Raw genomic sequence first — 25,559 nt, 5'->3', positions numbered from 1 at the left:
CGCTGTATGATCCGCCGCATGCGACAACTCCTGCTGGCGGCACTGTTCACCCTCGTGGCGTCTTCGACGTGGGCCCAGCCTCCCCAACGACAGACGCAGGAAGACGACTACACCCGTTACGAGCTCCTGGGGCCGGACACGGCGCAGTTCCGGATTCTCTACGAGGTGACCGCGACCACGGCTGGCGCGCCGTACTTCTTCAACGCGATTCGGCGCGGCAGCGTCGCCACTGACGAGCGCGTGACCGACATGATGACGGGGCAGACGCTCAAGTGGGAGGTGGTGAGTGGCGCGCAGGCTCGCGCCGAGGGGCACCCCGCCGCGGACCTCGAAACCGAATGGCTGAAGGTCCACCTGGCGCGGCCGGTGCCGAAGGGCGGGGAAGGTCGCGTCCTGATCGACAAGACCTACAAGGACGCCAAGAGCTACTACCGCGATGGCGACACCATCGTGTTCGACCGATCGCTTGGGATTCGCCGCAACGCGGTCGTGCTGCCGGCGGGCTACCGGCTGATCAGCTGCAACGTGCCGTCGCAGGTGATGCCGACGGCCGATGGCCGCGTGATGATCACCTTCATGAACGCCGGCCCGGCGGCGGCCCCGCTCGTGATTCGCGCGAAGCCTGGCCTGGCGCCGTTCTCGCCGAAGCTGCCCGCCACGCGGGGTGCGGCGTCGTCGGCGTCGCTCGCGCCGCAGGCGGCGAGGCTGTCGGACCGGGCGCACCAGGACAGGGAGATCGTCTATTTCCCGAACGACCCGTCGACGCATTCCTTCAGCCTGTATCACGACTACACCGAGTCGAGGCCCGGAGTGGCTCACTACTTCAACGTGGTCCGGGCCGGCAGCTCGGTGGCCAACCCTTCGGCGGTGTTGCTCGACACCGGAGAAGTCCTGAAGGTCGAGACCCTCGGCGGCGCGGAGCTGAAGCGCCGCGGTCTCGATGCCGGCGAGCCGGTCACCGACACCACGCAGATCGTGGTGATTTCATTCCCGGCGGTGAAACCCGGCCAGTCGGCGCGGCTCCGGATCACGGAAACCTACACCGATCCCAATCGCTATTTTGTGGACGGTGACGAGCTGGTGTGGGACCGCGCTTTCGGCCGGCCGCGGAACTCGGTGGTCCTGCCAGCGGGATGGACGGTGGTCGCGAGTTCAATTCCCGGCGCGATCTCGCAAGACGCCGATGGCCGGCAGCGGCTGTACTTCGAGAACGCGCGCAACGACGAGATCCAGGTGCTGATTCGCGCCCGGCGGGCGCCGCACTAGGCGAGCATCTGCAGGAGGAGGGCCTTCTGCGCGTGCAGGCGATTCTCGGCCTGGTCGAACACCACCGAAATCGGCGATTCGATGACCTCGTCGGTCACCTCATCGCCGCGGTGCGCGGGCAGGCAATGCATGAAGAGGGCGCCCGGCTTCGCCAGCGCCATCAGGTTCTCGTTGACCTGGTAACGCTGGAAGGTCTTCTTGCGGTCGGCGTATTCGACTTCCTGGCCCATCGACGTCCACACGTCGGTGTAGATCGCATCCACGTCCCGCACCGCGGCCTTGGCGTCGGTGAACTCCGTGAGCCCGGCGCCTTTCTGTGACACCGCCGCAGCCTGGTCGACGACTTCGTCAGGCAGCTCGTAGCCCTTGGGCGTGGCGACGTGCACCGCCATGCCGAGCATCATCGCCACGTGCACGAGCGATGTGCAGACGTTGTTGCCGTCGCCGACGAACGCAATCCGCCGGCCCTCGAACGAGCTCCACTTCTCGGCCAGCGTCTGCATGTCGGCCAGCGCCTGGCAGGGGTGCTCTTCGTTGCTGAGCGCGTTGATCACGTGCAGCTTCGGGGTGATCTCCGCGATCTGCGAGAGCCGCTCCTGGGCGAACGTGCGAATGACGACGGCGTCCACCCACCGCTCCAGGTTGCGGGCCACGTCCTGGATGGGCTCGCGGTCCGCGTGCATGACGTCGGCGGGAATTTCGACGATGTCGCCGCCGAGCTCGCGGACGCCGATGGTGAAGGTGACGCGGGTGCGGAGGGACGGCTTCTCGAACAGCAAGCCGACGTGCTTGCCGTTGAGGGCGGCCGCGGTCGGCGCCTTCATGCCCTTGACCCGTTCGCGCTTGAGCCGGGCGGCGAGCTCGAGCACCGTGGCCAGGCGATCGGGATCGAGATCGAGAATGGAAAGGAAGTTCTGCACGCCCAGGGTCTACGTCCTGTACTCGGCGTTGATCTTCACGTACTCGGCCGACAAGTCGCAGGTCCACACCGTGGCCGTGTGCGCCCCGCCGGTGCCGAGGTTGACCTCGATGGCGAGATCCGTGCCGGTCAGGTAATCGGCCGCCTGCGGGGCCAACTCGTCGAATGGACGGCCGTTCTCGAACAGCACCAGCGAGCCAATCTGGACCCGGGCGCCGTCGAGCACGAACGCGGCTCCCGACCGGCCGGCCGCGGCCACCAGGCGGCCCCAATTGGGGTCCCCGCCGTGGATCGCCGTCTTCACGAGCGGCGAATTCGCGATCGCCCGCGCCGCCATCCACGCATCCGCGTCGGTGGCGGCGCCGGTCACGGTGATCGCGACGAGCTTGGTCGCGCCTTCGCCGCCGCGCACGATGCCGAGCGCGAGTTCGTGGGCCACGGTACGGAACGCCTCGAACAACACCGGGTAGAGGTTCTCGCTGATCTCCACACCGCTGGCGCCGTTGGCGAGCGCGAACACGCAATCGTTGGTGGAGGGCTCTCCGTCAACGGTGATCGCATTGAACGTGAACCGGCTGGCGTCGGCCAGCGCCCGGGCCAGCATGCCGGGGTCGACCGCCGCATCCGTGGTGAGGTAGCCGAGCATGGTCGCCATGCGCGGCTCGATCATCCCGGAGCCCTTCGCCATGCCGCCAACGCGGAACGTGCCGATGTCGGTGCGCACCTCCACGGCATATTCCTTCGGGAACGGATCCGTGGTCATGATCGCGCGCGCGGCGTCGGCGCCCCCGCCGGCGCTGAGCGCGGCCGCGGCCCGCGGAATGCCCGCCCGCAGCTTGTCCATCTTCAGGTTGACGCCGATGACCCCGGTCGACGCGACCAGCGTCTCGCGCACGTCGCCGCCAACGGCGGTCGCCGCCAACTGCGCCATCTCGCGGGCGTCGAGCATGCCTTGCGGTCCGGTGCAGGCGTTGGCGCAACCGCTGTTGGTGATGATGGCGCGGGCGCGGCCACCGCTGGCGGCGAGATGTTCCTCGCACACGAGCAGCGGCGCGGCCTTGGCCAGGTTCAAGGTGAAGATCCCGGCGGCATTGGCCGCCACGTCGCTCACGACGAGCGAGAGGTCGGGCTTGCCGCTGGCCTTGATGCCGCAGTGCAGGCCGCTGGCGCGAAAACCAGCGGGCGCGGTGATGCCGCCGTCCACGGCGCGGATGTCAGCCACGGCTGCTTACCACCGAGGCGCCAAGGCCGGCACCGGTGCGAGCCTGTGCGCGATGCACGTCGAGCACGATCGCGTACTGCCCGCAATTGCGGAACAGCGGGCAGGAATGGCAATCGTGCGCAATCTTCTCCGGCACCCAGGTGTGCGGCACGATCGAAAAGCCGAGCCGCACGAAGAACCGGGGGTCGTGCGCGAACGCGCACAGGCGCGTGAACCCTTCACGGCCGGCACGCCGGCCGAGCTCATCGACCATCTGGTGGCCCAGTCCCGACTGGCGCGCCTCGCGGCTGACCACCAGCGAACGCACTTCGGCGACCGTCGCCGACAGCGGGGCGAGCTCCGCGCAGCCGACAATCCGCTGACCCTGGGTCGCGACGACAAATCGGGCCGCATGCGCCGCCAGTTCGTCCAGCGTGCGGGGCAGCAGACGGCCTTCCTCGAGGTGCGCGGCGATCAGGGCGTGCAGGGCCGGCGCGTCAGCCAGGGTGGCCGCGCGCAACGCCGTCGCTGGCTTGGCCGGCTGAAAGCGCTTCGCCGCCGTTGCGCGGCGCCCTGTTCCCGGTCCGTTATCCACTACCACACGCATCGTCACGCTTTCACCCCTGCCGTCAATCCCTCGACCCTGACTGACGCCAACGCACCATCGAGAATGCCGATGGCTTCTTCGATCTCCGCCGGTGACACCGTGAGCGGCGGCAACATGCGCACCACGCGCTCGGCGGTCCGGTTCACCAGCAGGCCCGCCTTCAGCGCCGCCTCGACCACCGGCTGCGCGTCCACCGTCAGCTCGAGCCCGCGCATGAGGCCGGCGCCGCGCACGGACTGGACCACCGCGTGCTGGCGCTGCAAATCTCCGAGCCGTTGCCCGAACAGCTCGCCGGCATCGCGAATGTGCGGCGCCAGCGCGTCGAGTTGATCCAGCACGAACAAGGCGGTGCGCGTGGACAGCAGGTTGCCGCCGTAGGTAGTACCGTGGTCGCCCGGGAAGATTTGTGCGGCCACGCGCTCGGCGACCAGGGCGGCGCCGATCGGGATGCCCGATCCAATCGCCTTGCCCACGGTGACCAGGTCCGGCGTCCAGCCGAGTGACTGGTAGTGAAACGGCCAGCCGGTTCGTCCGAGCCCGCACTGAATCTCATCCGCGATCAGCAGCGTGCCGGTCTGCTTGGTCACGCGGGCGATGGCCGCCGCGAACTCCGGCGACAGCGGCCGCACGCCGCCCTCGCCCTGGATGGGCTCGGCGATGACGGCGGCCGTGGAGTCGGTGACCGCGGCTTCGAGACCGGCGATGTCGTCCGGCGCCACGAAGGTGACGCCGGGAATCAGCGGCTCGAACGGCTCGCGGTAGTGCGCGTTGGCGGTCACCGACAACGCGCCCATCGTCCGGCCCGAGAAGCCATGCTCCAGCGCGACGAAGGCAGTGCGGTTCTTGACGCCCTGCGAGTACCAGAAGCGCCGCGCGAACTTGAGACACGCCTCGACGGCCTCGGTGCCGCTGTTGCAGAAGAACGCCCGCTGCAATCCGGACAGACTCGCGAGCTTGGCCGCGAGCTGCCCCTGCAGCGGGTGGTAATACAAGTTCGAGGTGTGAATCAGCGTCTTCGACTGGTCCGCAATCACGGCGGCCAGGCCGGGATGCGCGTGACCGAGCACCACCACGCCGATCCCCGAGATGAAGTCCAGATAGGCGCGGCCGTCGACGTCGAACAGGCGAGTGCCCTCGCCGCGGTCAAACACCACGGGCTGTCGCTTGTAGGTCTGAAGCACGTGCTGTGCTTCCAGGGCGGTCACGGTTTGTGCGTTCGTCGTCACGGCTATTTCACGATCCTCGAGGTGGCGGTGGTCTTCTGCAGCGCCACGGCCTTGGCAATCCGGTTGGCGTCACGCCCGTCGATAATCACCACGCTGCTCGCGCCCTCGAGCGCGGCTTCGCACGCGGTCAGCTTGGCGACCATCCCGGCATTGGCGGTCCCCGACGTCACCAGCTTGGCGATGTGCGTCGCATTGAGACGCAGGATGGTTTGCCCGCGCTTGTCGAGCACGCCCGCGGTCGCGCCGGCGATCACGAGGCGCTTGGCCTTGACCCGCGCGGCCAGGCTGCCGGCGAGCGTGTCGGCGTTGACGTTGAACAACTGGCCGTCCTTCGACGCGCTGATGCAGGCGATGACCGGCACATACCCGGCCTGGCAGAGCAGCGCGAGCAACTCCGGCGCCGGGGCCGTGGCCGGGGTTCCGACCATGCCCAGGTCAACGGTGTCGCCGCTGGTCGCCTTGTGCGGCGCGGCCTTCTTCACCGGCGCGACGCCGGCATCCGCGCCCGACAGTCCGACCGCGCGGCCGCCGGCGGCATTGATGGCCGCCACGAACCTCGTGTTGATCGAACCCGCCAGCACCGAGACGACAATCTCCAGCGTTTCCGGATCGGTGACCCGCAGCCCATCAACCTGGCGCTTCGGGATCCCGACCTGCGCGAGGGCGGCGTCGATCTCGCGGCCGCCGCCGTGCACGACGATGAGCGGGCGCTTCTTCGCCGCCCGGGTAATCACCTTGCCGATGGCCGACAACCGTTCGGGGCCTTCGATCAACTCGCCGCCGAGCTTGAGCACGACCGGCCGCCTCACAGCAGGCCTGCCTTCTGATCGAACCCGAACATCACGTTGAAGTTCTGGATGGCCTGGCCCGCGGCGCCCTTCACGAGGTTGTCGATCACGCTGACCACGAATACCCGGCCGCCGGCTTCGTCCACCTTCCACCCGATATCGCAGAAGTTGGTGTGGGCCACGTGCTTGATCTCCGGCAGCGCCTCGCCGGTCAACCGGACAAACGGCGCGCCGGCGTAGGCGCGCTCGAAGGCAGCGGCCACCGCCGCCGCGGTCGTGCCCGGCGCCAGCCGCGTGTACAGGCTCGACAGAATCCCGCGGTCCAGCGGCACCAGGTGCGGCACGAACGTCACGTTCCGGCCAAGCGCCTGTTCCATCTCCGGCGTGTGCCGATGGCCGAACGGGTTGTAGGCAGCGACGCTGCCGTAGTTCTCCGAGAAGTGCGTGCGCTCGGACGGCGCCTTGCCGGCCCCGGAAATCCCCGACTTGGCGTCGATAACGATGTCGGCGCCGGACAGCAGCAGGCCCGCCTGCTGCAATGGCAGCAGCCCCAGCAACGACGCCGTGGGGTAGCAGCCCGGGTTGGACAGCAGCGAGGCCGTGCGAATCGCCTCGAACTCGAATTCGGTCAGGCCGTAGGCGACGCCGTTGGGCTGGGCTTTCGTCGCCGGATACCAACGCGCGCGCGCGGTCGCGTCACGGAGGCGGAATGCGCCCGACAAGTCGATTACCCGCAGGCCCGCGGCGAGAAACACCGGCGCGATCTCGGCCGAGGCCGCTTCGGGCAGTCCGAGGAACACCGCGTCGGCATTGCCGACGATGGCGGTGGGGTCGAGCGGCACCACGGTGCCGTCCCAGATCCGCGCCAGGGCGGGCAGGCGGCGGGGCGCGCTCGTGGACTGGGAGCCGGTGGCCGCGGTGATGGTGACGTTCGGGTGGCGGGCGAGCAGGCGGATCAACTCCTGGCCGGCGAAGCCGGTGGCCCCAGCCACGGCGACGCGGATGGGCGCATGTTGGCCCCGCTGGTCCCCTTCCGTTTCGTTCACCACCTGTGTGTCCATCACCCTGTCTCGACGGAGCGCTGAAAAGTTATGCGCCCAGAAGAATACTTATACATAGCTTATTCAGCGCTGTCAACACGAAATTGCACGTAATCCACGCTCTTGAGTGTATACTGATTCACCCGAACGCATAAATATGAAAGCCCAGCGCCTCTCCGCCATCCTGGACGTCGTCGAGCACGAGGCCGTGCGCAGCCAGGAACAACTGCGCCAGCGCCTGGCCGCTCGCGGATTCGTCGTGACGCAGGCCACCCTGTCGCGCGACATCAAGGAACTGGGGCTGTTGAAGCGCTCGTCGGACGGCGCCTATCAGCCGTCGTCAATTGAGGAAACGCCGCAAACCACGGCATTGGGCACGTTGGCGAAGGCGCTCACGGAGTACCTGATCAACATCGAGCCGGTGCAGCAGCTGATCGTGTTGCGGACCGGCGCCGGCCAGGCGCAGCTGCTTGGGCTGGCGATCGATCGGTCGCGGATGCCTGAAGTGGTGGGGACGCTCGCCGGCGACGACACCATCCTGATCATTGCCCGCGACGCGAAGAACGCGCTGGCGGTGGTCAAGAAGTTGAGGGACCTCGCCCGGTGAAGAACATCATCGTCCTGGCGTATTCGGGAGGCCTCCGATCGTCGGTGGCCATTCCGTGGCTGACGGATCGTCATGACGCGGAGGTCGTCGCGGTGACGCTCGACCTCGGGCAGTCCACCGATCTGGCCGAGATTCGCGATCGGGCGCTGGCGGCCGGCGCGGTGCGCGCCCACGTGATTGACGCCCGCGACGAGTTTGCCCGCGACTACGTGTGGCCCACGCTCAGGGCCGACGCGCTGTCGGAGGGCCGCTACCCGATGGCCACGGCCATCTCGCGGCCGTTGATCGCGAAGAAGCTCGTGGAACTGGCGCACATCGAAGACGCCTCGGTGGTGGCCCACGGATCATCGGGGCGTGCCGGCCCCCGCCTCAACCAGCCCCTGCGGTCGCTCGATCGCGGGCTGCGCTCGATCGACTGTGCTGCTGGGGTGACCGCCGCGCAAATCGCCGAGTACGCTGACCGCCTGGGCATCTTCGTGCCGGGGCCTGCGGCGGATCGGATTGACGACAACCTCTGGGGCCGAACGATTGGGCGCCCGGCCGACGACGCCTCGCAGGAGGCGCCAGAGGCGGTGTACAAGGTGACGCGCGGATTGGCGCAGGCGCCCGACACTCCCGCAGTAGTGGAAGTCGCCTTCGAGCGCGGCGCGCCAACCGGCATCAACGGCGTGGTGATGCCGCCGGCGGAGCTGATCGAGAGCCTGTCGACGATTGCCGGCGAACACGGCATCGGGCGATTCGACCGGGTGAAGAACCGCGCCGACGGGACGCGATCGCGAGTGCTGTATGAAGCGCCGGCCGCCGCCGTGCTTCATCAGGCCCGGCGCGAGCTCGAGCGTCTGCGTTCGTCGGAGAGCCTCAACCGCTTCTCGCCGTCGGTGGCGACGGCTTACGCGGAGGTGCTCGGCCGCGGCGAGTGGTTCGGCCGCCTCCGCCCAGGCCTGGACGCCTTCGTGTCGGCGACCCAGGAGGGCGTGACCGGGTCGGTCCGTGTGAAACTATTCAAGGGCGACAGCCGGGTGGTCGGCCGGACGCTGAATCCGGTTGAACCTGTCTGAACCTAACTGAACCTTTCTGAAACCTTTCTGAACCTGCTTATGTCCCAGCACCTCTGGTCCGGCCGCTTCGATTCCGCTCCGGACCCTGCCGCGTTCGATTTCGGTGTGTCGTTTCCATTCGATCGCCGCCTCTTCGAAGACGACGTGACCGGTAGCCTCGCGTGGGCGGAGGCGCTGACACGCGCCGGCGTGCTCGACGCCGCCGACGCCACGGCGATTGCCGGCGCGCTCACGGCCATCCTCGAACAGGGGCGCCAGGATCCGTCGTGGGTCACGGGCAACGACGAGGACGTCCACAGTTTCGTGGAGCGGCAGTTGGTGGCGCGCGTGGGCGACGCCGGCCGCCGCCTGCACACCGGCCGCTCGCGCAACGAGCAGGTGTCGGTCGATCTGCGCCTCTACCTGCGGCGCCGGATTCCGTTGCTGCAGCAGAAGCTGCGCGCGGCGATCGCGGCGTTTGCGGACCAGGCCGAACGGGCCGGTGATGCGCTGATGCCGTCGTACACACACATGCGCCGCGCCATGCCGGTCCTGGTGTCGCACTTTCTCCTGAGCCACGCCGCTGCGCTCCGCCGCGATCATCATCGGCTCGAGATCGCGCGTGAAGAGGCGAACGCGCTGCCGCTCGGCTCCGGCGCGATCGCCGGCACCGGGTACGCCGTTGACACCGAGGTGCTGGCGGCGAGGCTCGGCTTCGCGCGCGTCGTGGCCAACAGCATGGACGCGTCGTCCGATCGCGATTTCGCGGTGAGCTTCCTGCACGCGGTGTCGCTGTCGATGGTGCACCTGTCGCGGATTGCGGAAGACTTCATCCTGATGACCGGCGAGGAATTCGGGTTCTTCGAGCTGGCCGATTCATCCGCCACGGGCAGCAGCATGATGCCGCAGAAGAAGAACCCCGATCCGCTCGAACTGGTGCGAGGCAAGTCGGGCCGCGTGATCGGCCATCTCACCGGGTTCCTGGTCACGATGAAGGGCCTGCCGACCGGCTACAACAAGGATCTGCAGGAAGACAAAGAGCCGCTATTCGACTCGGAAGACACGCTCGCCGTGTCGCTGGATGCCACCGCCGCCGTGATCGGCAAGCTGACCTTGCACGCCGAGCGGACCGGACATGCCGCGTCGGGACTGCTCCTTGCCACCGACGTCGCGGACTACCTGGTGGCGCGCGGCATGCCGTTCCGGCAGGCGCACGAGGTGGTTGGCGCGATGGTCAGGACGTTGCTCGCGCAAGGGCGCGACTTCGAGGCCCTGTCGCTGGATGAATGGCGGCAGTCGAGCAGCCTGTTTGGCGACGACGTGAAGGGGCGCGTGACGGCGGCGGCCTCGGTCCGCGCCAGGAAGACGCCACAATCCACCAATCCCGACGCCGTTTCGGCGGCCCTGGCCGACCTGCGCGCTTGGCTTGCCCGGGGCACGGGCCTCTGATATATTCCGGATGCCCTGCGCCCTGCGGTCTATCGACCGAACAGGCGCTTCCCGCACTCAACACGACCCTCGGCCGCTCTCGCGTTTGCGGCCCATGGACCAACGGTTCGAAGCAGTAGAAGACCAGTACCGATGCGGCTTGGCGGGAAGCTGATCGGGTTTTCGGGGGAGTTGCATGCAAGACCGCCGGTATCGGCCCGGCGACGTGTTGGACGACTATTGTCCGCGCGAGCGCCGCATTACGGACCACGCCGTCGTGGCCATGGTTGACGAAAACGTCCAGCGAACGCGTTGCGGCAGTTGCGACGCCGAGCACGAATACAAGGAGGCCAAGGTCCCGGCGCCACGCCGCAAGACACAGCCGCCCGCGCTGTTCGCGCAAGTGCTGGATGGCCTGCAGGGCTCGACCCCGCGTCCCCAGTCACCGCCACCGCCGGTTCCACTCGTCACCGATCCTGGAACGGGCGCCGCACCGCCGGCGGCCGAGCCCGCGCCGCCGCTCGCGGCAAACAGCGCGAATGCCGACACACCGCCGGCAGGCAATGACGATCAGGCGCGCGAGGGCGGTTTCCGCCGTTCCCTGATACGCGCCACCTTCCCCAAGATCGAAGGCGCGACCCCGGCGCCCCGCGCCCTCCCCGAATTCACCATTCAAACGCTGAACAACCGAGGCCGCACCAACGGCAGCGCGCAGCGCAATGCCGGAGGCGGAGGCCAGGGCAAGTTCCGTGGCCGGCGCCGGCCCGCCGGCGGCGGCAGCCAGGACAACCTCGGCCCGATGCGCTTTCGCGAACACGGCCACGGCCAGGGCGGACAGGGCCAAGGTCAGGGTCAAGGTCAGGGCCAGGGTCAGGGACAAGGGCCGGGCGGCGGACGCCGCCGCCGTGGCGGGAAAAAGAACCGCTGATGGCAGACTTCACGGGCAAAGTTGGATTGATCGTCGGCGTCGCGAACCACCGCTCGCTGGCATGGGCCATCGCGCAGGCCACCGCGAGTGCGGGCGCGCAGCTGATCCTCACCTACCAGGGACGTTTCGAAGAACACGTCGAAGAACTGGCGGCCACGCTGGATCCGAAGCCGTTGGTGCTGCCCTGCGACGTCCAGAGTGACGACGAGATCGCGGCGGTGTTCACGAAGATCGAGCAGGAGTTCGGCGGGCTGGACTTCCTGGTGCACGGCGCCGCGTTCGCGTCGCGCGATGAGATCACCGGCGGGTTTTTGAAGACGTCGCGAGACGGCTTCAGGCAGGCCCTCGACATCAGCGCCTATTCGCTAATCGCGCTGACGCGCGGCGCGCAACCGCTGATGGCGGCGCGGGGTGGCGGCAGCGTGCTCACGCTCACGTTCCTTGGCAGCGATCGTGTGTTTCCCAACTACAACGTGATGGGTGTGGCCAAGGCCGCGCTCGAGTCGTCGGTGCGCTACCTGGCGGCCGACCTGGGCCCGCAGAACATCCGCGTGAACGCGATCTCGGCGGGACCGGTGAAGACGCTGGCCGCGGCGGGCATCGGCGGGTTCTCATCGATCCTCGGCGTCGTGCGCGAGAAGGCGCCCCTGCGGCGCGCGATCGAGACGTCAGAGGTGGGAGACGCCGCCGCGTTCCTGCTGAGCAACGCCGGACGCGGCATCACCGGTGAAGTGATGATGGTGGACGCCGGATTCCATATTCTCGGAATGTAGCTAGTACTCCTCCGTGAGGATCCTGGTGGTCCTCACGCCAATCCCCTCCAACAAGCCTTTCGTATCGCTGACCAGCTGCGGCGGCCCGCAGATCAGGCACACCGCATCGGTCGATGGCAACGCCGCGCGCAGAAGATCCTGGTCGAGGCGGCCCCGGCGTCCCGGCCAGGCGCCCGCGTCATCGCGGGTGACCGTGAAGTAGACCTGCACGCGCCCGGCGTCCCGCAGCGCGTCGAGCTCCGGCCGGAAGGCAAAGGCCTCCGGCGATCGGGCGCTGTAGACGATGGCAATCGGCGGCAGGTTGGCGTGCGACAACCGTTCCATCAACATCGAGCGCAACGGGGCAATGCCGGTGCCCCCCGCGACAAACAGCAACGGGTCGGACACGGAACCCTGGGGCAGTCCGAAGCTGCCGAAGGGGCCCTCGACATCCAGCATGGTGCCCGGTGCGGCCAGTTCAAGGTGGGGATCCAGCGCGCCGCCGTCGTCGATTTGCAGCAGCAGCTGCATGATGCCGGTCCGCTCGACTTCCCACGGCGCCGAGGCAATGGAGTAGGGTTTCCGCAACGGCGAGCCGTGGAGGCCCACCATCACCGCCTGGCCGGCGGTGAACGCGAACGGCGACGCGCCGGCGTCGAGCCTGATGATGCGGGTGCGGGACGTCGCGTGAACGACTTGGCGTACCGTGAATGCGGTCGAAGGCACCGCCTCTTACAGTACTCCGAAGCCCGCCCGTTGAATGTCGATCTCGGTAATCTCCTGCGGTGGCGACGGCAGCGGGACGCTCACGGCCGGGAGGCCATCGGTGCCGGTGGCCGCCGGCTGGACCTGCACGCGCTGCTTGCGGCGCGTCTTGTCGCGATACATGCGGCTGTCGGCGGTGGCCAGCAGCGCTTCGTAGCTGTCGCCGTCCTGCGGATAGATGGCGGCGCCCACGCTGATGGCCAGCGGCAGGCGGCGCCCGGGCCGCGCCTCGAACAGCACTTCGTCCACGGTCCGCTGCAACTCGAGCCGCTTGCGGTCCGCTTCTTCCGCGCCGCAGCCCGAGAGGACGACGATGAATTCGTCGCCGGCGTAGCGCACGCAGATGTCGTAGGGGCGAATCGCGGAGCGGAGCACCGTGGCCACTTCCCGCAGGGCGCGGTCGCCGACGTGGTGGCCGTGGTTGTCGTTGATTTCCTTGAAGCTGTCGAGGTCCATCACGAGCAGCGCCACTTCGGCCTTGAGGCGCTCGGCGCGGGCCAGCTCGCGGGTCAGGTGCATGAACATGAAACGCGTGTTCGGCAGGCCGGTGAGCGGGTCGGTCAGCGAGTCTTCCTGGGTCTGCTCGAACACGATCGAGTTGTGGATGACCGCGGAGGCCTGTTCGCTGACGCGGTCGAGCAGGCGGCGGTGGTCGTCCGTGTAGAAGTCGGATTGGGTCGAGTACACCGCCAGCGTGCCGATGAACCGGTCGCTGAAGACCAGCGGCGCGACCAGCGCCGATTGCAGCGTGGTGGCGATCGCGGTGAGACCGGCCGCCTCGAACTCCGCGCTTGGGCGGGCGTTGACCAGCGGACGACGGTTGCGGGCGACCCAGCCGGTGAGGCCCTGGCCGGCGCGCACGGTCATGGTGCCGATGGCCTCGGCTTCGACGCCGGTGGCGAAGCGGCAGCGCAGCGTGTCGACTTCCTCGTCGAACAGGAACAACGCGCACGACGAGAAGGGCACCAGGTTCGCCAGCTTCGACGAGATCAGCGCCATTGTGTCCGAGACGCCCAGGCTGGTGCCCATGGTCTGCGCGATCTCGTAGAGCGCGTAGATTTCCCGGTGCGCCAGCGCGATGTCTTCGAACACCGTGCTGCTCTTGGGCGATTCCGGCTGGAAGCCGACGGCCGGGCGTCCGCGCTCGTTGGTCGGCTCGAGCGACAGGCGGCGAGGGGTGGCGGTGTCGATGGTGCCGGCCGCCGCCGCCATTTCCGCCTCCATCTTGACGAACATCGCCACCACGGTGGGGTCGAGCGCGCGCCCGGCTTCCTGCTGGAGCAGGGAGAGGGCCGCGTCGTGCGTCATCGCCTTGTGGTACGGCCGATCCGAGGTCAGCGCGTCGAAGTAGTCCACCACCGACAGGATGCGCGCGCCGAGCGGGATCTCCTCACCCTTGAGGCCCTGCGGGTAGCCCTTGCCGTCCCAGCGTTCGTGGTGGCTGAGAATGAGGGGCGCCACCGGGTACGGGAACGGCACGGCGCTGATGATCTCGGCGCCGACCTGCGGATGCACGCGGATCTTCTGGAATTCTTCCTGCGTCAGCGGGCCCGGCTTCGACAGGATGTGTTCGGGCACGGCCAGCTTGCCGATGTCGTGCAGCAGGGCGGCGGTCTTGACGCCCTGGATTTCGGTGTCGGACATGCCGAGGCCGCGGGCGATGCCCGTGGCATACACCTGGACGCGGCGGATGTGCGACTGCGCGGTCTGGTCCTTGGCGTCGATGGCGAGCGCCAGGGCTTCGATCGTGGCGAGGTGCAGGTCCGCCATCTCCTCGACGTGCCGGCGTTCGTCGTCGATGCGCCCGAGGTACACCTTGTAGGTGCGGTAGGTGAGGTAGAGCATCGGGGCGGCCAGCAACGACAGCCAGACGCCGGACGTCATCACGGCCCACACGGCAATGGCGGCGGCGCCGGCGCCAACAAAGTAACTGGGCGCGCTCCACAGGAAATTCTGGTTCCACACGGTCCAGAACGGCTGCTTGGTGGCCAGCGCCACGGCGACCGCGATCAGGCACGTGTTGAACACGAAGTACATCGTCGCGGCGCCGAGGAGCGGCCTGGCGAGTCCAGGGACGTCGTGGGCGAGCGTGCCGGGCACGCCGCCGAGCGCCTCGTAGGCAAAGCCGGCGGCCTGCACGGTGATGGCGAGGCACGCCATGCTGAACAGGGTGCGGTAGACCGGGTTCTTCACCTTCATCCGGAAGGTGCATTGGCTCCACGCGCTCGTGACCGCCACCAGCATCGTTTCGTTCGGCCCGAGCAGCATCAGCGCGGCGAAGTCGACGGCGTATGACACCGACATCGTCGAGCCGCTCTTGGCGAGGGGCAGGCTGACCTTGAATGCAGAGGTGACGGCCGAGGTCAGGAGGAGGACGGTGAACAGCAGCGGATTGGCGAAGGTCGACTTTGGCCCGAGCAACACCACAAGCAAGGCGCCGATCGCGACGGTGGCGCCGATATAGAGCCGGGCAGGGAGCGGCAGGGCGCGCATGTGCGCTGGCTAATTCTTATAAACCCCACACCGCCTTGGATCGGGTGGTTTCCGCAACAGACCAAACCGAACCGAAAGACGAATGACCGGGGCGCTGGGGAGCGCGTGACTTATTCACGACAAACGGAGCATACATGACCATAAAGTCATATCGCAACATGAATCTCTTCAAGGGCGTGGGACTATTGCTCTAACATGCTTATTCGTTGATACTTAAGGCGAAAATAAGTAACGGTTTTGTTGTGCAAAGTTGCATGTGAAACCGCATTCGATGAGACATTAGCTGACAATATGGACCATCGCGAACGGTCCGGCTCAGCTTCGGCCGCGCCGCCGGCCCGCGCCGGGTGCCGGCTCGAGGCCGTACTCGTCGATCTTTCGGTAGAGCGTGCCGCGGCTGATGTCCAGCACCTTGGCGGCTTCGAGCTTGTTCCACTCGGTGGCTTCGAGCACGCGAATGATGTGTGCGCGTTCGTTATCGCGAAGCGAGGGAAGGCGGTTGGAGGTCTCTTCCGGGCGCGCCATGGCGTGGCCGTGGAGAAATTCGATGTCGGCCGCGCGGATCGATCGTCCTGGCGCCGACAGCGCGGCGCGCGACACCGTGCTCTCGAGTTCGCGGATGTTGCCGGGCCAGTGATACGAGACCAGCAGCTCCTGCGCCTCGGTCGAGAATAGCTTGGCGTCGAGCGGCAGGCCGTTGGCCGCGCAGTAGCGAGCCAGGAACCGGTTGGCCAGCACGGGAATGTCAACCGCGCGCTCCCGCAATGACGGCAGGCGAATCGCGAACGCGTTGATGCGGTAGTAGAGGTCCTCGCGGAACCGGCTTTCGCGCACGAACATGTCGAGCGGGCGGTTGGTGGCCGAGATCAGGCGAAAGTCGACGTGGATTGACTTGTTGCCGCCCAGCCGCTCGAACCGGTGCTCTTCGAGCACGCGCAGCAGCTTGGCCTGCGCCATCAACGACATGTCGCCGACTTCGTCGAGGAACAACGTGCCGGCGTTGGCCAGCTCGAGCCGGCCGGGCTTGCGGTCGTGGGCGCCGGTGAAGGCGCCTTTTTCGTAGCCGAAGATTTCCGACTCGAACAGGCTGTCGGGCAGCGCCGCGCAGTTGACCGCCTGGAAATTCTCGGGCCCGCGCCGTGACAGTTCGTGGATCATTCGCGCGACCACCTCCTTGCCGGAGCCGGTGGGCCCGAGGATCAACACCGCGATGTCGGACTTGGCGGCGGTGCGGATCCACTCGAAGATGGCCAGCATCTTCTCGTCGCGGCCGATCATCTCGCGGAAGCGCTGGACCGACGGCGAGGCCTCTTCGATGCCGAGGTAGGCGCGCCCCTCGAGGAAGGTGTCGAGCAGCTTGGCGACTGGTTCCGCCTCGGGGCGGACCGCGTCGTAGGTGGGCGGATCGACCGGGTTGCGGCGGAGGACGCCGAACTCGACCAGCTCGTTGATGCAGTTTTCGACGTCCAGCCGCATGCGCCCGAAGGTCTGCATGAGGTGCTCGGCGTCGAACTTCTCCTCGGGCCGCGCCGCGAGGAAGCGCAGGATGCCCGCGCGCAGCGGCGACTGCACCAGCGTCTTGAACCGCGTCTCGATGTCGGGCGGTTCGGCCCGGTGGCTGCCGGCGCTGGCCCGGCGCGCGGCGAAGGTCAGGTCATCCACGGGAGACCTCGGCGGCGGGCGGCGCCGCGGCGGACCGGTAGTACTGGCTCTGGTATTGCTCGACGAGCTGCTTCATTCGAATCGCATCGGCCTTCCGGTGCCCATGACACGACACCGGCGTGGTCCCGCCGGTGGTCTCGATCAGCACGTTCGAGAAGAACAGGTTGGTGTCGATGCTGACCGACGCCACGTGGGCCACATGGATCGAATGTTCTTTTCGGCCGACCAGCTCCGGCGTGTAGTGCACGACCGCCGTTGGGGTGATCAAAACCTGCGTCGGGAACAGCCGGTTGCCGCGAGACAGGCGGCTGGCGCGGAACACGTCGCCGTCCGCGAACGGCTGGCCCTTCCACCAGAAGAACAAGACAAAAGCCAAGGCCACGGCGGCCGGCACACCGGCCAGCGGGATCCAGACGCCGTTCTCCACAGCTCAGATGCTACTCCAAAGGCCGAATCGATGGGCGATCCGCCCGCTCCCGCCCCGGGTTTTGGAATACCCTAGAAGCAATGCCATACCGGTCCCCGGGCGCGCCCAAAGGTCCCAAGTCGTTTCTCAAAGGCAAGCCGATTCGCTACTACCGTCCCAAGGGGAGCGCGGCGATCCGCACCCTCATCGACGAGGGCTTCCAGGCCTTCAACGCGGCGCGGCTCGGGGAAGCGTGCCGGATCTTCGGCGACAAGATGCTGGGCAAGCAGCACGACACGACGATCGCCCTGACCATTGCCGGCGCGATGACGCCCGCGGGCCTTGGCGGGTGCGTGATCGAGCTGATGGAGCGCGGGCTGATCGACTTCATCATCAGCACGGGCGCGAACCTCTACCACGACCTGCACTACGCCCTGAATTTCACCCTGCGCCGCGGCTCGCCGTTCGTGGACGACCGCGTGCTCTACCACGAAGGCGTGATCCGCATCTACGACGTGCTGTTCCCGGCACAGGTGCTGCTCGACACCGACACCTTCATCCGCGACTTCCTGGTCGCGAGCGGCCTCGAAGGCCCGATGTCGTCGGCGGAAATGCACGAAGCGCTGGGCAAGCACCTGTTGAAGGTGCGGCCCGGCTGCGCGAAGTACTCGGTGGTGGCCTCGGCCGCCAAGTACGGCGTGCCGGTCTACACCTCGTCGCCGGGCGACAGCTCCATCGGCATGAACGTCGCCTACCACGCGATGATCAATCACAGCACGCTGCAGGTGGATCCCAACAAGGACGTCAACGAAGTCTGCGCGATCATCCAGGCTGCGGAGAAGAACGGCTGCTTGATCCTCGGCGGCGGGTCGCCGAAGAATTTCTACCTGCAGGGCCAGCCCACGCTGTGGGAGGTGTACGGCATTCCCAAGGGCGGCAACGACTACTTCATTCAGATCACCACCGACTCGGTGGTGTGGGGCGGCCTGTCGGGGGCGACGCCCGCCGAAGCGGTGAGCTGGGGCAAGGTGAATCCGAGCGTGCTGCCCGATACCGCGGTGGTCTACGCCGATTCGACGATCGCCTTCCCGTTGTTCTGCGAGTACGTCGTCGGCCACCAGAACGGCCGCCGCAAGCGGAAGGCGTTGCTGCGGCAGCGAACGGCCATGCTCGCCGACCTCGAGCGCGAGGCGCGCAAGCAGATCAAGAAACGCGAGAAGAAGGCCAAGGCCTGACGCCTGAGGTATGGGAACCCTGTGGTCGGAGCTGGGCCCGGTCGCCGAGTCTGCGGCGGACCGCCCGCGAGTCTACGCCGACGCCAACGTGCCGTCCGGCGTCGTCCGATTCATGCGCGAGCACTTGCAGTGGGACGTCCTTTTTGTGATGGAACATCCAGACCTTCGGCGGGCGCGCGACACCGAGCACTACCGGCTGGCCCGCCAGCTTCGCCGGACGCTGGTGACGCTCGACCGCGATTACCTTGACGACCGGCAGTTTCCGCCGCAGCACGGCTCCGGCGTGCTGGTGATTGCCGCCGCCGACGAACGCGGACTGACGCGGCTGCTCGAGCGCGTCGATCGGCAGTTGTTCGCCGCGGCGCCGTTGCCCCTCGACGGGCGCAAACTGCATGCCCACATTGACTGGCGGCCCGAACATGCGTGAACTGACGCTCGGCGTCGATCTCTCGGATCTCGTGGCGCGCGTCGTCGTGGTCAACGACGGCGGGCGCGTCCTCGCGCGCGGTGAGCTGCCGCCGTCGGTCAGCCACCTCGCCCACCTCGCCCACGGCGTCCGCGATGCCGCTCTCCGCGCCATTGCCGGCGCCGGCGCCAAGGTCGCGGCGCTGGCCGTGGCGCTGCCGCAGGCCGGCGATCCGGTGCCGGCCGACATTGCCACCGCCCTGGCTGAGGCGGCGCCCGGCGCGCGGGCGGTCATTCCCGTTGCCGCCGGCACTGCGGCGGCGATCGCCGAGCAGTGGTGCGGCGCCGCGCGCGGGCTCAAGCAGGTGATCACCTGCTCCATTGGCGAGCACGTGACCGCTGGCCTGCTGGTCAACGGCGAGCCATGGCTCGGCGCGCACGGCCTGGCCGGCTCGGTCGGCTGGCTGGCGCTGAACCCGGTTGAGCGCGAAGACTACCGGCGCTGGGGCGGGCTCGAGGCCGAGGTCGGGGCCGCGGGCATCGTCCGGCGGCTCGTCTGGCGCATTAAGTCCGGCGACCGCTCCGCGGTCACCGACAACGTCGGCGGGGATCTCACGCGCATCACCGCGGACGACGTGTTCCAGGGCGCGCGCGCGGGTGATGGCGTGAGCATCTCGGTCGTCCGCGACACCGCGAAATACATCGGCATGGCGGTGGCGAACCTGGCGACCATGCTGGACCCGGAGGTGGTCGTGCTCGGCGGCACCATCGCCGTGTCGGGCGACCTGATGCTCGAACCGATCCGCCTCGAGTGCACTCGCCGCCTCCGGCCGGCGCAGGCTGAGCGCCTGAAGATCGTGCTGTCCACTCTTGGCGCCGACGCGGTGGCCATCGGCGCTGCGCGCGCCGCCGCGCACCCTCCCGCATGATGGTGCTCGCCGGCGCGGACCTGGTCCTGCCGGATCGCGTGGTCGAGCGAGGCTCCCTCGTCATTCACGACGGTCGCATCGAGGCCGTTGAGGCGCGCGTGATCGACGGACCGGCGGGAAGCACGCGGGTCGATTGCTCCGGGTACCTGATCGCCCCTGGTTTCATTGACGTGCACGTCCACGGCGTCGAAGGCATCGACGTGCTCGACGGCGGCAGCGCCGTGGCCGAGGTGGCCGGACGCCTGCCGAAGTTCGGCGTCACGGCGTTTTGTCCGACGTCAGTGGCCTGCACTCCCTCCACGCTGGCTGCACTGCTCGCCGCGGTGCAGGCCGCCCGGGCGTCTCGCGCGCCGCGCTCGGCCCGCGTGCTGCCCGCCCACCTGGAAAGCAACTTCATCAACCCCGACTGGAACGGCGCGCAGCCACGGCGCTGCCTGCGGCTTCCGCCGGCGCCGACGGTGGAACTGAGTAGTGGGCAGTCAGCACGGGAGTTCAGCGCCGCCGCCATCCTGGACGTGATTGCGGCCCATCGATCGGCGGCCGGCATCATTACGCTCGCGCCGGAACTGCCAGGCGGATTGGATCTGGTCCGGGCCCTGGTCGCCGCCGGGCATCGCGTGTCGATCGGCCACACCGGGGCCACCTACGACGAGGCGCGCGCGGCGATCGAGGCGGGGGCGCGCCACGCCACGCACCTGTTCAATCGCATGTCGTCGATGACCTCCCGCGGCCCGGGTGTGGTGGGGGCCGTGCTCGAGTCCGACGCGGTCGCCGCGGAGATCATCTGCGACGGCTTCCACGTGCACCCGGCGCTCGTCGCCCTCGCCGTCCGCATGAAGTCAGCCCGCCGCATGATGGCCATCACCGACGGCACGTCCGGGTCGGGCCTGCCAGTCGGCTCGCGCTCACGGCTGGGCGAGCAGACAATCATCGTCACCGAGCGCACCGCCGAGCTCGAAGACGGCACGCTCGCCGGCAGCATCCTGACGATGGATGCGGCGTTCAGGACGCTGGTCAATCGCGTGCGGGTGTCCCTGCCTGACGCGGTCCGGATGTGCGCCACCACGCCGGCGTCGGAGCTGGGGCTGGTTGAGGTGGGGTCGATTGCCGCCGGAATGACGGCGGACCTGGTCGTGTTTGGCCCGGACCTGACGGTGCGACAGACCTACCTCTCGGGCGTGCCCGCCTTGGAACACTGATCGCAACCTGTCCGTCTATCTGCCTGAGGTGCTCATGAGGTCCACGATCCATCGCCCACTGCCCGTTGCAGGCGTGTTGCTGCTCGCGTCCACGGTCCTGGCGGGCTGCGAGGTCAACCTCAATACCGAGGGCCTGTCGGCGCGGGAGACCAAGAATTTCAAGGTCACGGGCCAGCCGCAGGTTGAGCTCGACACCTTTGACGGCGCCATCGAGATCCACTCGTGGGATCGCCCCGAGGTCGAAGTGGAGATCGAAAAGCGCGCGATGGAGCAGTCGCTGATCGACCAGATCAAGGTCGAGGCCACCCAGCAGGGCGACAAGATCGTGCTCAAGGTCACCGGGCCGTCGCGCACCGAGTTCGGCGGCGTCACCATCGGCGTGCACATCTCGCCCACCGCGCGCCTGCGCGTCGTGCTGCCGCGCTCGAGCAATCTCGTCGCCCGCAGCGGCGACGGTTCGATTCGCGCGGAAGCCATCGACGGCAAGATCGTGCTCAATACCGCGGACGGCAGCGTGACGGCGACCCGGTTGTCCGGCGACATCCAGGTCCGGTCGGGAGACGGCTCGATTCGCCTCGACAAGGTGAGCGGCAAGCTCGACCTGGAAACCGACGACGGCAGCATCGGGCTGGAGGCCAAGCCCACCGTCCTGCACGTCAAGACCGGCGACGGCTCGATCCGCGCCCAGATCGACGTTGACACCGTGATGGCCGACAACTGGGACCTCACCACCGGTGATGGCAGCGTGACGCTCACCCTGCCGTCGAGCTTCAATGCGGAGCTGGACGCCGAAACCAGCGACGGCTCGGTGCGGACGTCGCACCCGATGCTCGACGATGAACGCGATCAGCGGCGGAGCGGTGAAGACGGCGACGACCGCCGCGAGCGCCGCCGCACGCTGCGCACCCGCATGGGCGACGGCGGTAAGACGCTCCGCGTGCGGACCGGCGACGGCATCATCCGCATCGAGCGCTGAGGCGCTTGACAGCAGGTCGAGCGCCGTGTGAGCATCAGCACATCGTGATCGTCATGTCCACCCGCGCGTGTTGTTGTTGTCGTGAAGCTCTGGCTTCCGCGCCGCGGTCTGTACACATGAACGTGATCTCCTAGTTTTCACGTCCACGAACTCGAGTTCAGAACGGCCCGGAAGCCCAGTGCCTTCCGGGCCGTTTGCTTTTGCAGGCGGCCCGGCCGGCGCTTCCGGTTTTTCACGGTGCGGTGGCGAAGTGGCAAACGCGGCGGCCTGCAAAGCCGTTATTCGAGGGTTCGATTCCCTCCCGCACCTCCAGCCTTCGCTCAGATGTCAGGGCGAAGGCTGCCCACCATAGCGGCAAGGTCGCGACCCCGCCGACATCTGCCAGACCAACGACGGCGTCGAGTTGACACGGGGCGCGTGCCCGGTCGATGCGCCGACGACCTCAACGTGCTGTCGAACTTCGTGGCCGACGCCCCGCGCGTGCTGGGTTTCGACCCGTTCGCCAAGTTAGCCGACTGGCTCGAGCGCGAGCAGCGGTGCGCCGACAAGCCAGCCGCCGTGGCCGTGCCTTCAGGCTTGGTGGAAGGCGCCACGCGCTGGAAGGGATCGGCGCGATCGGCCTCAACGTCCGCGCCGACAACCCCGCGGCCATCCGCGTCTACGAGTCCCTCGGCTTCGTGCGCCACTGCCCGTTCATCGAGGCGCTGGCGACACATCCGGATCGCTAGTCGCTGTATCCTCAGGGCCGAGGTGTCTATGGCCACGTTGTCGAGAGCGCTGATCGCTGTCCTCCTGTTGGGCGTTGCGGCCCAGGTGCATGCCCAGGCACCTGCCGCGCCCAGGACCGAGCTTTATCGCTTCGTGATGATCCAGGCGGCACCAGGCAAGCTGCCCGATCTCCTCGCGATGTACCGGCAGCGCATCCCGGTGGTGACGGCCGGCGGCGACGAGGCGCCGATCCTGATCCGCCACTCGCAGGGCGACCGATGGGATCTGCTGGTGATCTTCCCGAGCGGCAGCTTCACCGATTACTACAGCCGTGAGCGGGTCGCCCGCCGCGAGACTGCGGCGAAGGACTCCGGCCTCGACGGCGCGGCTTACCTGAAGCAGATGTACGACCTCATCGCGTGGCACGAGGACGTCTTCGTGCAGGGACCGCCGATCGCCGAGCTGCGCGCCTACCTCAAGGACATGAGCCTCGCGCACCTCGAGATGCTGCAGGCGCTCGCGGGCAAGCGCGACGAGCTCGTCAAGGAACGCGAGATGGAGAACACCTTCAACACGCTGCGCGGCCGTCCGGCCACGTTGATCTTCACACACGAGCAGGGCGCGGCGTGGGACGTCATCACGCTGGACGCGTGGCGGGACTGGCGGCAGTACGGCGAGTTGCAGATGATCTCGGCGGACGTGTCGGACGCGGCCGCGAAGAAGGCGGGCTTCGCCAACGCCGATGCGGTGGGCGTCTACATGCGCAGTCTTATCTCGACGCACCACGACACGCTGGGGCCGATCGTGAAGCCGTAACGCCGGCGCCCTCGGCCATCACGCGGGCGCTTCGGGCATCAACGCAGGGTCACGGTCACCGTCGTCGATCCGGTCGCCTTGATTGGGTCTTCGGCAATGGCGCGCTGAAGATTGGCGTACTCGGGATGCCGGCTCTAGCCTAGGCGCGCGGCGACGGGTTCGCGTAGACGCTGGGATCGGCGACGCCCGCCGCGGCAAACGCATCGCGGCGCTCGCGGCACTTGCTGCACAGTCCGCAGTGCATTGGCAGTGCACCCGATGCACCCGCCGCTGGGTTCATGCACGACAGTGTCAGCTCCAGCGGCACGCCGAGCGCGACGCCTCGCCGGATCACCTGCGCCTTCTCCCAATCGAGAAACGGCGCGGCGACGTCGATGGCGTGGTCCAGGCCGAGCGAGAGGGCGGTGGCCATGGCCGCGAAGAAGGCGGGCCGGGCATCGGGGAACGGATTGCCGGCCAGCGGCCCCAGGGCGATGCGGTGCGCGCCGGTCCGCGTCGCGACCACGGCCGCTTTCGTCAACAGCACGAGGTTGCGTCCGGTCAGGTAGACGTCTTCGTCGGGTGTGTCGTAGGCCGGCGGCACGCCGCGAATGGCCCAGTGCGTGGGCGGGTAGACATCGCGCATCGTGAACTCGACGCGGTACAGCGGCAGCACCTTGCCGTTGAAGGCCGGCGTCGTGAGCAGGCGCTCGATCATGGCGAGCTCGCCCTGCTCCCACGCGAGCCCCACGCTCACGTAGACCGGTTGGACGGCGGCGCCCTGGGCTTCGTGCGCGGCCAGGACCGCGCTGTCGAGCCCGCCCGAGAGTAGGACCAGCGTGTTCATGCGGCTATGATCGAGCCTCGTGATCATAGTCTTTGATCTGGACGGCACGCTGATCGATTCGGCGCGCGACCTGGGGGAGGCCGCCAGCGAACTGGTGCAGGGCTTCGGCGCGCCGCCGCTCTCGGTGTCGCAGGTGGTGACGATGGTCGGCGACGGCGCGCCCCTCCTCGTGCGGCGCGCGCTGGAACGGTCGGGGCTCAATCCCGACATGCCCGGCGCCCTCGAGCGGTTCCTGCAGATTTACGATCGGCGGCTGATGGACCACACGGTGGCGTACCCAGGCATCCACGAGGAACTGTCGCGGGCGGTGGCGCGCGGACCCCTGGCGGTACTGACGAACAAGCCGTTGGGGCCGTCGATCGGCATCCTCGAGGCGCTCAACCTGCGCGGCTATTTCACGCGCATCATCGGCGGCGATGGCGAGTACGGGCGCAAGCCCGACCCGGCCGGCCTGCTCGCGCTTCGCGCGCTGGCCCCGGGTGAGCCGGTGGTGATGATTGGGGATTCGCCGGCCGATGCGAAGACGGCCGGCGCGGTCGGGTGTCCGTTCGTGTTCGCGCGCTACGGGTTTGGCGCCGCGAAGTTTGCGCCCGAGCCGCCGCCGACGCGGTTGGTCGTGGACCACCCGCGGGAGCTGTCCGCGGTGCTGGATCTCATTCGGTAACCAGGAGCTTCGACGCCGCCCGCGCGCCAATCGTGATGCGCGCCTCGTCCGGCCCCTTCAACTGCACGCTGTCGGACACCTCGTCGCGCGCCTCGACTTCAATGGTCTGGCCCGGCTTGAGGTTGTGGCTTTCGATGAACCGCAGGAACGCGGCGTCCTGATCGGTGACGCGCGCAACGGTGACACGGGTGTGCAGCGGGCAGGTCAGCAGGGTCTCGAGCGCGCGGTGGGGCAGCTCACCATCGGCGGTGGGGATGGGGTCGCCGTGCGGATCCACTTCGGGTTGGCCCAGCATCTCGTCGATCCGCTCGATCAAGCGGTCCGACACCACGTGCTCCAACTGCTCCGCGTCATCGTGCACTTCGTCCCAGTTCATGCCGATCACCTGGACGAGGAACAGCTCGATCAACCGGTGGCGGCGCAGCACGCGCGCGGCGAGCTTCTGGCCGGCGGAGGTGAGGCGCACCCCGTTGTACGGCTCGTAGGTCACGAGTCCGGACTCGGCCAGGGCCTTGACCATGGTGGTGGCGGTGCCGGGCGCGATGCCGAGCGAGGCGGCCAGCTGGCCCATCGGCATGAGCTTCTGGCCCGCCGCCAGGTGGGTCTCGCCGACATAGATTGCCTTGAGGTAGTTTTCGACGGTGCTCGACGGAAACATCGATTTTTCAGCATGTTA

Annotated in this window: 26 protein-coding genes and 1 tRNA gene; 15 read left to right on the top strand and 12 right to left on the bottom strand. The window is 68.0% G+C overall.

The features are described 5' to 3' along the window. Positions 1-18 precede the first annotated feature (18 nt). Positions 19-1,266 carry a hypothetical protein gene (locus tag WC815_15760; GenBank protein MFA5910236.1) on the top strand — a complete coding sequence of 416 codons (1,248 nt, stop codon included), beginning with the start codon at positions 19-21 and terminating at the stop codon, positions 1,264-1,266. Here WC815_15760 and argF read toward each other — a convergent pair. The 6 genes from argF to argC are packed head-to-tail and all read right to left on the bottom strand — an operon-like array spanning position 1,263 to position 7,068. After that, complete coding sequence (argF, locus tag WC815_15755; GenBank protein MFA5910235.1) at positions 1,263-2,186, bottom strand: ornithine carbamoyltransferase; 924 nt, start codon at positions 2,184-2,186, stop codon at positions 1,263-1,265. The genes WC815_15760 and argF overlap by 4 nt on opposite strands. Positions 2,187-2,195: 9 nt before the next feature. Further along, positions 2,196-3,407 carry a bifunctional glutamate N-acetyltransferase/amino-acid acetyltransferase ArgJ gene (gene argJ, locus WC815_15750; GenBank protein MFA5910234.1) on the bottom strand — a complete coding sequence of 404 codons (1,212 nt, stop codon included), beginning with the start codon at positions 3,405-3,407 and terminating at the stop codon, positions 2,196-2,198. Then, positions 3,400-3,993, bottom strand: a complete 594-nt coding sequence (locus WC815_15745) for a GNAT family N-acetyltransferase (GenBank protein MFA5910233.1) — start codon at positions 3,991-3,993, stop codon at positions 3,400-3,402. The genes argJ and WC815_15745 overlap by 8 nt, the downstream gene beginning before the upstream one ends. Before the next feature lie 2 nt (positions 3,994-3,995). Next, positions 3,996-5,219, bottom strand: coding sequence for an acetylornithine/succinylornithine family transaminase (locus tag WC815_15740; GenBank protein ID MFA5910232.1), 1,224 nt, complete (start codon positions 5,217-5,219; stop codon positions 3,996-3,998). 2 nt (positions 5,220-5,221) lie between these two features. Then, positions 5,222-6,028 carry an acetylglutamate kinase gene (gene argB, locus WC815_15735; GenBank protein MFA5910231.1) on the bottom strand — a complete coding sequence of 269 codons (807 nt, stop codon included), beginning with the start codon at positions 6,026-6,028 and terminating at the stop codon, positions 5,222-5,224. Continuing rightward, positions 6,025-7,068, bottom strand: a complete 1,044-nt coding sequence (gene argC, locus WC815_15730; protein ID MFA5910230.1) for an N-acetyl-gamma-glutamyl-phosphate reductase — start codon at positions 7,066-7,068, stop codon at positions 6,025-6,027. Before argC ends, argB begins: the two co-directional genes overlap by 4 nt. Before the next feature lie 136 nt (positions 7,069-7,204). Here argC and WC815_15725 point away from each other — a divergent pair, with 136 nt between their 5' ends. The 5 genes from WC815_15725 to WC815_15705 all read left to right on the top strand — a co-directional run bounded on the left by WC815_15725 (position 7,205) and on the right by WC815_15705 (position 11,820). Further along, a complete protein-coding gene (locus WC815_15725; GenBank protein ID MFA5910229.1) occupies positions 7,205-7,654 on the top strand; it encodes a hypothetical protein in 450 nt (149 codons plus the stop codon). Further along, positions 7,651-8,712 carry an argininosuccinate synthase gene (gene argG, locus WC815_15720; GenBank protein ID MFA5910228.1) on the top strand — a complete coding sequence of 354 codons (1,062 nt, stop codon included), beginning with the start codon at positions 7,651-7,653 and terminating at the stop codon, positions 8,710-8,712. Before WC815_15725 ends, argG begins: the two co-directional genes overlap by 4 nt. Before the next feature lie 39 nt (positions 8,713-8,751). Further along, on the top strand, positions 8,752-10,140 hold the full coding sequence (argH, locus tag WC815_15715; GenBank protein MFA5910227.1) for an argininosuccinate lyase: 1,389 nt from the start codon (positions 8,752-8,754) through the stop codon (positions 10,138-10,140). Positions 10,141-10,315: 175 nt separating this feature from the next. Then, entirely contained in the window at positions 10,316-11,047 is a 732-nt protein-coding gene (locus WC815_15710; protein MFA5910226.1) for a hypothetical protein, read from the top strand. Continuing rightward, positions 11,047-11,820, top strand: coding sequence for an enoyl-ACP reductase (locus WC815_15705; GenBank protein ID MFA5910225.1), 774 nt, complete (start codon positions 11,047-11,049; stop codon positions 11,818-11,820). Before WC815_15710 ends, WC815_15705 begins: the two co-directional genes overlap by 1 nt. Here WC815_15705 and WC815_15700 read toward each other — a convergent pair whose 3' ends face one another. From WC815_15700 to WC815_15685, 4 genes are all read right to left on the bottom strand, one after another. Continuing rightward, positions 11,821-12,525 (bottom strand): FAD-binding oxidoreductase, encoded by a 705-nt coding sequence (locus WC815_15700; protein MFA5910224.1) that lies wholly within the window; start codon positions 12,523-12,525, stop codon positions 11,821-11,823. It lies immediately after the preceding gene. Between the two features lie 6 nt (positions 12,526-12,531). Continuing rightward, complete coding sequence (locus tag WC815_15695; GenBank protein MFA5910223.1) at positions 12,532-15,057, bottom strand: HD domain-containing phosphohydrolase; 2,526 nt, start codon at positions 15,055-15,057, stop codon at positions 12,532-12,534. Between the two features lie 315 nt (positions 15,058-15,372). After that, positions 15,373-16,719 (bottom strand): sigma-54 dependent transcriptional regulator, encoded by a 1,347-nt coding sequence (locus WC815_15690; GenBank protein MFA5910222.1) that lies wholly within the window; start codon positions 16,717-16,719, stop codon positions 15,373-15,375. Beyond that, the gene (locus tag WC815_15685) at positions 16,712-17,146 is read right to left on the bottom strand and encodes a hypothetical protein (protein ID MFA5910221.1); all 435 of its coding nucleotides are present in this window, start codon (positions 17,144-17,146) and stop codon (positions 16,712-16,714) included. The genes WC815_15690 and WC815_15685 overlap by 8 nt, the downstream gene beginning before the upstream one ends. Before the next feature lie 80 nt (positions 17,147-17,226). On the opposite strand from WC815_15685, the gene speY reads away from it, so the two are divergent. The 8 genes from speY (at position 17,227) to WC815_15645 (ending at position 23,393) form a co-directional block, all read left to right on the top strand. Beyond that, positions 17,227-18,360: a deoxyhypusine synthase gene (gene speY / locus WC815_15680; protein ID MFA5910220.1), complete on the top strand. Its 1,134-nt coding sequence runs from the start codon at positions 17,227-17,229 to the stop codon at positions 18,358-18,360. Positions 18,361-18,370: 10 nt separating this feature from the next. Continuing rightward, the gene (locus WC815_15675) at positions 18,371-18,787 is read left to right on the top strand and encodes a DUF5615 family PIN-like protein (protein MFA5910219.1); all 417 of its coding nucleotides are present in this window, start codon (positions 18,371-18,373) and stop codon (positions 18,785-18,787) included. Continuing rightward, a complete protein-coding gene (locus WC815_15670) occupies positions 18,780-19,694 on the top strand; it encodes an ROK family protein (GenBank protein ID MFA5910218.1) in 915 nt (304 codons plus the stop codon). The genes WC815_15675 and WC815_15670 overlap by 8 nt, the downstream gene beginning before the upstream one ends. Next, entirely contained in the window at positions 19,691-20,893 is a 1,203-nt protein-coding gene (nagA, locus tag WC815_15665; GenBank protein MFA5910217.1) for an N-acetylglucosamine-6-phosphate deacetylase, read from the top strand. Before WC815_15670 ends, nagA begins: the two co-directional genes overlap by 4 nt. Before the next feature lie 34 nt (positions 20,894-20,927). Next, positions 20,928-21,869, top strand: coding sequence for a DUF4097 family beta strand repeat-containing protein (locus WC815_15660; GenBank protein ID MFA5910216.1), 942 nt, complete (start codon positions 20,928-20,930; stop codon positions 21,867-21,869). 236 nt (positions 21,870-22,105) lie between these two features. Continuing rightward, positions 22,106-22,181, top strand: a tRNA-Cys gene (locus WC815_15655). Between the two features lie 224 nt (positions 22,182-22,405). Next, entirely contained in the window at positions 22,406-22,597 is a 192-nt protein-coding gene (locus WC815_15650; protein ID MFA5910215.1) for a hypothetical protein, read from the top strand. Positions 22,598-22,625: 28 nt separating this feature from the next. Further along, a complete protein-coding gene (locus WC815_15645) occupies positions 22,626-23,393 on the top strand; it encodes a hypothetical protein (protein ID MFA5910214.1) in 768 nt (255 codons plus the stop codon). A gap of 139 nt (positions 23,394-23,532) precedes the next feature. Here WC815_15645 and WC815_15640 read toward each other — a convergent pair whose 3' ends face one another. Beyond that, positions 23,533-24,219 (bottom strand): 7-cyano-7-deazaguanine synthase, encoded by a 687-nt coding sequence (locus tag WC815_15640; GenBank protein ID MFA5910213.1) that lies wholly within the window; start codon positions 24,217-24,219, stop codon positions 23,533-23,535. Positions 24,220-24,238: 19 nt separating this feature from the next. Here WC815_15640 and WC815_15635 point away from each other — a divergent pair, with 19 nt between their 5' ends. Then, complete coding sequence (locus tag WC815_15635) at positions 24,239-24,883, top strand: HAD-IA family hydrolase (GenBank protein MFA5910212.1); 645 nt, start codon at positions 24,239-24,241, stop codon at positions 24,881-24,883. On the opposite strand, the gene WC815_15630 is transcribed toward WC815_15635, so the two are convergent. Further along, positions 24,873-25,541 (bottom strand): metal-dependent transcriptional regulator, encoded by a 669-nt coding sequence (locus WC815_15630; GenBank protein MFA5910211.1) that lies wholly within the window; start codon positions 25,539-25,541, stop codon positions 24,873-24,875. The two genes, WC815_15635 and WC815_15630, sit on opposite strands and share 11 nt — an antisense overlap. Positions 25,542-25,559: the final 18 nt, after the last annotated feature.

This window comes from Vicinamibacterales bacterium, from assembly GCA_041659285.1.
Lineage (GTDB): Bacteria > Acidobacteriota > Vicinamibacteria > Vicinamibacterales > UBA2999 > 12-FULL-67-14b.
Note: the sequence above shows the minus strand (reverse complement) of the source record. Positions and strands in the feature narration are given on the sequence as shown.

Bases quoted from the DNA above. Each gene is read 5' to 3' on its own strand.
- speY (MFA5910220.1), top strand. From the start codon at position 17,227: ATGCCATACCGGTCCCCGGGCGCGCCCAAAGGTCCCAAGTCGTTTCTC.
- WC815_15660 (MFA5910216.1), top strand. From the start codon at position 20,928: ATGAGGTCCACGATCCATCGCCCACTGCCCGTTGCAGGCGTGTTGCTG.
- WC815_15670 (MFA5910218.1), top strand. From the start codon at position 18,780: ATGCGTGAACTGACGCTCGGCGTCGATCTCTCGGATCTCGTGGCGCGC.
- WC815_15710 (MFA5910226.1), top strand. From the start codon at position 10,316: ATGCAAGACCGCCGGTATCGGCCCGGCGACGTGTTGGACGACTATTGT.
- WC815_15630 (MFA5910211.1), bottom strand. From the start codon at position 25,541: ATGTTTCCGTCGAGCACCGTCGAAAACTACCTCAAGGCAATCTATGTC.
- argH (MFA5910227.1), top strand. From the start codon at position 8,752: ATGTCCCAGCACCTCTGGTCCGGCCGCTTCGATTCCGCTCCGGACCCT.
- WC815_15760 (MFA5910236.1), top strand. From the start codon at position 19: ATGCGACAACTCCTGCTGGCGGCACTGTTCACCCTCGTGGCGTCTTCG.
- argC (MFA5910230.1), bottom strand. From the start codon at position 7,068: ATGGACACACAGGTGGTGAACGAAACGGAAGGGGACCAGCGGGGCCAA.
- WC815_15745 (MFA5910233.1), bottom strand. From the start codon at position 3,993: ATGCGTGTGGTAGTGGATAACGGACCGGGAACAGGGCGCCGCGCAACG.
- WC815_15695 (MFA5910223.1), bottom strand. From the start codon at position 15,057: ATGCGCGCCCTGCCGCTCCCTGCCCGGCTCTATATCGGCGCCACCGTC.
- WC815_15725 (MFA5910229.1), top strand. From the start codon at position 7,205: ATGAAAGCCCAGCGCCTCTCCGCCATCCTGGACGTCGTCGAGCACGAG.
- WC815_15645 (MFA5910214.1), top strand. From the start codon at position 22,626: ATGGCCACGTTGTCGAGAGCGCTGATCGCTGTCCTCCTGTTGGGCGTT.
- WC815_15640 (MFA5910213.1), bottom strand. From the start codon at position 24,219: ATGAACACGCTGGTCCTACTCTCGGGCGGGCTCGACAGCGCGGTCCTG.
- WC815_15675 (MFA5910219.1), top strand. From the start codon at position 18,371: ATGGGAACCCTGTGGTCGGAGCTGGGCCCGGTCGCCGAGTCTGCGGCG.
- WC815_15705 (MFA5910225.1), top strand. From the start codon at position 11,047: ATGGCAGACTTCACGGGCAAAGTTGGATTGATCGTCGGCGTCGCGAAC.
- nagA (MFA5910217.1), top strand. From the start codon at position 19,691: ATGATGGTGCTCGCCGGCGCGGACCTGGTCCTGCCGGATCGCGTGGTC.